This window comes from Enterobacter sp. 50793107, from assembly GCF_001463365.1.
Taxonomy (GTDB): domain Bacteria; phylum Pseudomonadota; class Gammaproteobacteria; order Enterobacterales; family Enterobacteriaceae; genus Enterobacter; species Enterobacter cloacae.
This window is the reverse complement of the sequence record NZ_LNII01000082.1, coordinates 1-1,543: the sequence shown is the minus strand read 5'-3', so window position 1 is coordinate 1,543 and position 1,543 is coordinate 1. Positions and strand designations below refer to the sequence as shown.

3 protein-coding genes are annotated in these 1,543 nt (G+C 55.7%); all 3 read right to left on the bottom strand.

All coding sequences use genetic code 11. The annotated features are described in order from the left end of the window. Positions 1–45: 45 nt before the first annotated feature. The 3 genes from APU11_RS12580 to APU11_RS12570 all read right to left on the bottom strand — a co-directional run bounded on the left by APU11_RS12580 (position 46) and on the right by APU11_RS12570 (position 1,195). Complete coding sequence (locus tag APU11_RS12580) at positions 46–222, bottom strand: integrase (RefSeq protein WP_074422537.1); 177 nt, start codon at positions 220–222, stop codon at positions 46–48. 35 nt (positions 223–257) lie between these two features. Continuing rightward, complete coding sequence (locus APU11_RS12575) at positions 258–584, bottom strand: hypothetical protein (protein WP_003100858.1); 327 nt, start codon at positions 582–584, stop codon at positions 258–260. A gap of 254 nt (positions 585–838) precedes the next feature. Beyond that, positions 839–1,195: a cupin domain-containing protein gene (locus APU11_RS12570; RefSeq protein ID WP_003465043.1), complete on the bottom strand. Its 357-nt coding sequence runs from the start codon at positions 1,193–1,195 to the stop codon at positions 839–841. Positions 1,196–1,543 lie beyond the last annotated feature (348 nt).

Sequence of the window (1,543 nt, the reverse complement as noted above, 5' to 3'; positions counted from 1 at the left end):
TTCATTAGGCGCGGAACTCATCAAGGCGCGGGAATAAAATCCCATTCAGACGCCGGATAGATTCAAGCAAGCCAACTTGTCGTCAAAATCGGTGTTGCAAAAACGGGAGTGACCATAGATTCCGTTTTCTGAGGCGACTCCAACGTCAGAAAAGACCGTGCGGTCGACTTTTGATATTTCGTGCTGTCGCCTTCTGAAAGTGACACCCGGAGCACCGATCATCCAGAACAGCGCAATGTGCTGATGGAAGGAGAGCTTCATTTGCTCATCCACTTGCGCAGCAGGCGCTTTTTCAGGGAGGCGCGTTCTTGCGGGTTGCGTCCCTTGTGATTGGCGATGCGATCCGCCGTGGCGGCCTGGCGCTTGACGGGCCAGTAGGAGCGGCCATCCTTGCCCATCGACCAGACGCTGCTGGCCTGGTTTTCCAGCAGGGGCAGATGGGCGCTCAGGGCTTCGGGCGACGCGCTGGTCAGCGCCGTGCGCTCACGGGTGCGCCAGCGCTGATGCCAGAGCTTCTTGTCCTCGCGCTCGCTGCCGCAGGTCGTGTGCCCGACGATGGGTGTTTTGCGGCGGCTGCGGCTCATAACGTAGTGGTCTCCAAGAACATTCAGGACTGATCCCAGGCGTCGATGGTCAAGACCTGATCGGCAGGACAGGCGGCTACGCGGTCGGGAACTGGATGGTGTTCAGTCTCATGCCGACCCCATTCGATTGATCGCGTCGCTTGCGGCACGCTGCGACGCAAGGAGGTTTGCGACCTGGTTTAGCAGCCGTGTCCGCTGCATGTCTGTTACCTATCTCCCCGACCGCTCATTGGACCAACTCCAGAGATTGGGCTCTATCGCTCAGCCAATACGAAACCGGCATTGGCTGATGCCACAACCGAGACGAACACAAATGGCTCGGTACCTGTATTTCGCGCCCCGTGCACTTGGCCCGGTCTTGCCACGGCTATCTCACCTTCCCTGAGGGCACGAACAATCCCATTGCCCTGAAAGTAATCAGCCATTCCCGACAAAACAGTCCACGTGTCTTGGCCGTGAGGATGAATGTGAGCCGCAATTTCCTGCCCGGGATGGACATGCCAAACCACGATAATTGAGTCTCGGGTTTCAAGCACAACGGAACGAATAGGCTCGCCTTCGGACGGCTGAACATACTCGGCTACAGAAAATATTCTCGATTCAACAGTCATCGGAGATCCCTCTTTCACAGTGCCCCCAGACAGGCTGGATATGAGTTCTAACTCGAATTTGAACGGGAGGCTGGTCGTGCGGTCGTGCAGTTGCCGATGAGCGTGTCGGCTGCTGCCTCCTTGCCCACCAGCGAACCAGACGGTCGCATGCGCATCCTTTCTTATCGAAACTCGTTGAGATGATATGCAATCAAGAATAGAATTTCAAGAACTATTTTCGAGGGCACTGTTGCAAAGTTAGCGATGAGGCAGCCTTTTGTCTTATTCAAAGGCCTTACATTTCAAAAACTCTGCTTACCAGGCGCATTTCGCCCAGGGGATCACCATAATAAAATGCTGAGGCCTGGC